The organism is Kitasatospora sp. NPDC005856 (genome assembly GCF_040629945.1).
Taxonomy (GTDB): domain Bacteria; phylum Actinomycetota; class Actinomycetes; order Streptomycetales; family Streptomycetaceae; genus Kitasatospora.
In genome coordinates, this window is the sequence record NZ_JBEXWT010000194.1 from 1 (window position 1) to 4,045 (window position 4,045).

2 protein-coding genes are annotated in these 4,045 nt (G+C 72.5%); both read left to right on the top strand.

Features of this window, described 5'->3' with window-relative positions:
* Positions 1 to 2,234: amino acid adenylation domain-containing protein (locus ABZ449_RS41805; RefSeq protein ID WP_360357323.1), on the top strand; the 2,234-nt coding region annotated here is incomplete at its 5' end.
* Positions 2,234 to 4,045: condensation domain-containing protein (locus tag ABZ449_RS41810; protein WP_360357326.1), on the top strand; the 1,812-nt coding region annotated here is incomplete at its 3' end. The genes ABZ449_RS41805 and ABZ449_RS41810, both read left to right, overlap by 1 nt.

A 4,045-nucleotide genomic window follows, 5' to 3' on the forward strand; every position in this document is an offset into this window, starting at 1 on the left:
ACGAGCACGCGCCGCTGACGCTGGCGCAGCGGGCGAGCGGGGTGGCGGGCGATGTCCCGCTGTTCAGCTCCCTGTTCAACTACCGGCACAGCACCGGCCGCGGGTCGAAGGTCGAGGGGATCAGGAGGGTGGCCGCCAGCGGGCGGACCAACTACCCGGTCACGGTCTCGGTCGACGACGACGGGGATCGCTTCGGGCTGAGCGTGGACGCGGTGGCCGAGGTCGACGGGCCGGCGGTGTGCGCGATGCTGCGCACCGCGGTGGAGAGCCTGGTCACCGCCCTGGAGGAGACGCTGGACGGCGCCGCGGACCTCGCGCTCGGCGCGGTGCAGGTGCTGACCGCCGACGAGCGGCGCCGGGTGCTGGTGGAGTGGAACGAGGCCGCGGCCGGGATGCCGGCGCAGACGCTGCCGGAGCTGTTCCAGGCACAGGCGGCGCGAACGCCGGACGCGGTCGCGGTGGTCTCCGAGGGCGCCTCGCTGTCCTACCGGCAGCTGAACGAGCGGGCGAACCGGTTGGCGCGGCTGCTGGTCCGGCGCGGAGTGGGCCCGGAGAGCCTGGTGGCGGTGGCGATGGACCGCTCGGTCGAGCTGGTCGTGGCGCTGCTGGCGGTACTGAAGGCGGGAGGCGCGTACCTGCCGGTGGATCCCGGATATCCGGCGGAGCGGATCGCCTACCTGCTGGAGGACGCCCGTCCGGTGCTGCTGGTCACTACCGGACGGGTACGGGAGGCGCTGCCCGCCCACGGGGCGGCCGAGATCGCGCTGGAGGCGGCCGAGACCGTCACCGAGCTGGACGCGCTGCCGTGCGGCGACCTGGCGGACGGCGAGCGCCTGGCCGCGCTGACGGCGTCGCACCCCGCGTACGTGATCTACACGTCGGGGTCGACCGGTCGGCCGAAGGGCGTGGTGGTCCCGCACGCCAGCGTGGTGGCGCTGCTGGCGGGGACGCGGGAGCGGTTCGGCTTCTCGCCTGACGACGTGTGGACGTGGTTCCACTCGTTCGCGTTCGACTTCTCGGTATGGGAGCTGTGGGGCTCGCTGCTGCAGGGCGGGCGGCTGGTCGCGGTGCCGTTCGAGGTCTCCCGGACGCCGGACGCCTTCCGGGAGCTGCTGGTCCGGGAACGGGTGACGGTGCTGAACCAGACGCCGTCCGCGTTCTACCAGCTCGCCCAGGCCGACGAGCAGGCGCCCGACGGTGCGGGTGAACTCGCCCTGCGGGTCGTGGTGTTCGGCGGCGAGGCGCTGGATCTCGGCCGACTGGACGCCTGGTACTCGCGCCACGGGGACACCGCGCCGCAGCTGGTGAACATGTACGGCATCACCGAGACGACCGTGCACGTCAGCTATGCCGCCCTGACCGCGGAGACCGCGAGGGAGGCCGGCGGGGCCAGTGTGATCGGCCGCGGACTCCCCGGTGCGCGGGTGCTGGTGCTGGACACGGCGCTGCAGCCGGTGCCGGTGGACGTGGCCGGTGAGGTCTACGTGTCCGGCGTGCAGCTGGCGCGCGGATACCTGAACCGGCCCGGTCTGACGGCGGAGCGGTTCGTGGCGAACCCCTTCGAGGCCGAGGGCGCGCGCATGTACCGCACGGGCGACCTGGCCCGCTGGAACTCCGAGGGCCGACTGGAGTACCTCGGGCGCGCGGACGACCAGGTGAAGATCCGCGGGTTCCGGATCGAACCGGGCGAGGTGGAGGCGGCGCTGGCCGCGCTTCCGGCCGTCGAGCAGGCGGCGGTGGTCGTGCACGAGGCGGCGCAGGGTGACAAGCGCCTCGTCGCCTACGCGGTCGGCGCCTCGCTGGACGCCGCCGCGGTACGTGAGCAGGTGGCGCGCGTGCTACCGGAGTACATGGTCCCGGCCGTCCTCATGGTGCTGGACGCGCTGCCGCTGACGGTGAACGGGAAGCTGGACCGCCGGGCACTGCCCGCGCCCGAGTACACGGTGGGGGCCGGCCGCGAGCCGGCCACCCCACAGGAGAGGGCACTCTGCGAGGCGTTCGCCGAGGTCCTGGACCTGGAGAAGGTGGGCGTCGAGGACGACTTCTTCGCCCTGGGCGGCCACTCGCTGCTCGCCGTCCGCCTGATCGGCCGCATCCGCGTCGCGCTGGGCGTGGAGCTGACCCTGCGGGTGCTGCTGGACGCACCGACCGTCGCCGGACTGGCAGGCCGGCTCACCACGCAGAAGCCCGCGAGGACCGCGCCGCGGCCGATGCGCCGCCGGGAGGAGTCCTGATGTACCCGTTGTCATTCGCACAGCAGAGACTGTGGTTCGTCGAGCAGCTCGAAGGCCCGAGCGCCACCTACAACAGCTCGGTCACCATGCGGCTGCCCGCCGACGTGGACCCCGTGGCACTGAACGCGGCCCTGCGGGACGTCCTGGAGCGGCACGAGGTGCTGCGCACCGTGTTCGTCGAGGCCGACGGCCAGCCGTACCAGCGGATCCTCAAGCCGGACGAGCTGGTCTGGGAGCTGCGGCTCGCCGAGACTGCGCCGGCGGACCTGGCGGACGCGCTCGGCGACCGGACGCGGCAGGCGTTCGACCTGTCGGCTGAGGTCCCGATCCGGGCGACGCTGTTCTCGGCGGGAGCGGACCGGGTGCTGCTCCTGGTGCTCCACCACATCGCCTGGGACGGCTGGTCGAAAGCCCCTCTGACCCGGGACCTCTCCACCGCCTACGCGGCGCGCCGGCAGGGCCGGGCACCCGAGTGGGAACCGCTACCGATCCAGTACGCGGACTACGCCCTCTGGCAGCGCGAGATGATCGAGGAGCAGCACGACCCGCACAGCCTGATATCCCAACAGATCGCCTACTGGCGCGAGGCGCTGGCCGGCATCCCGGAGCAGCTCGAGCTGCCCTTCGACCACCCGCGTCCGGCGGCTGCCAGCCACCGCGGGTACTCGTCCGGGTTCGGCGTGCCGGCCGAGGTGCACGCCCGGCTGGTGGAGCTGGCCCGGGCCGAGGGCGCGACGCTGTTCATGGTGCTGCAGGCCGCGCTCGCGGTGCTCTTCTCGCGGCTGGGCGCGGGCACCGACATCCCCCTCGGGGTGTCGGTGGCCGGGCGCGGCGACGAGGCGCTGAACGACCTGGTCGGCTTCTTCGTCAACACCCTGGTCATCCGCAGCGACCTGTCCGGCGATCCGACGTTCCGCGAGGTGCTCGCGCGCGTCCGTGAGGCAGGTCTCGCGGCCTTCGAGAACCAGGACGTGCCGTTCGAGAAGCTGGTGGAGGAGCTGGCCCCTACCCGCTCGCTGGCCCGCAATCCGCTGCACCAAGTCCTGCTCATCATGCAGAACAACGCCCGCCGGGTGGTGGATCCGGCGGACGGGCAGGCAGTGGGCGCCCTCACGGCGGCGTCGAAGGCCAAGAGCACGATGTCGAAGTTCGACATCGACCTCTCGGTCGAGGAGGCGTTCGATCCCGAAAGGCGCCCGGCCGGCCTGTACTGGGCGGTGACCGCGGCCGCGGACCTGTTCGAGCCGGAGTCGGTCGAGCGGATCGCCGAGTACTGGGCGCGGGTCCTGGCGGCCGTGGCGGCCGACCCCGACCTGCCGCTCGGCGCGGTGGAGGTGGTGGCCGCGGGTGAGCGGCGGCGGGTGGTGGTGGAGTGGAACGCCACTGCGGTTGAGGTGTCGGTGGGGACGTTGCCGGGCTTGTTCGAGGCGCGGGTGGTTGCTTCGCCGGATGCGGTGGCGGTGGTGTTCGAGGGCGTTGAGGTGTCGTACGGGGAGTTGGACGTTCGGGCGAACCGGTTGGCGCGGTTGTTGGTGGATCGTGGTGTGGGGCCGGAGTGCGTGGTGCCGGTCGTCATGGAGCGGTCGGTGGAGATGGTGGTGGCGCTGCTGGGTGTGCTGAAGGCGGGTGGCGCGTATCTGCCGGTGGATCCGGAGCTGCCGGCGGGGCGGGTGGAGTATCTGGTGTCGGTGGCGGGGGCGTCGGTGTGTGTGACGTCCGAGGTGGTGGCGGAGTCTTCCGGGTACTCGGCGGAGCCGGTTGGCCGGGAGTTGCGGCCGGAGAGTCCGGCGTATGTGATCTTCACGTCGGGG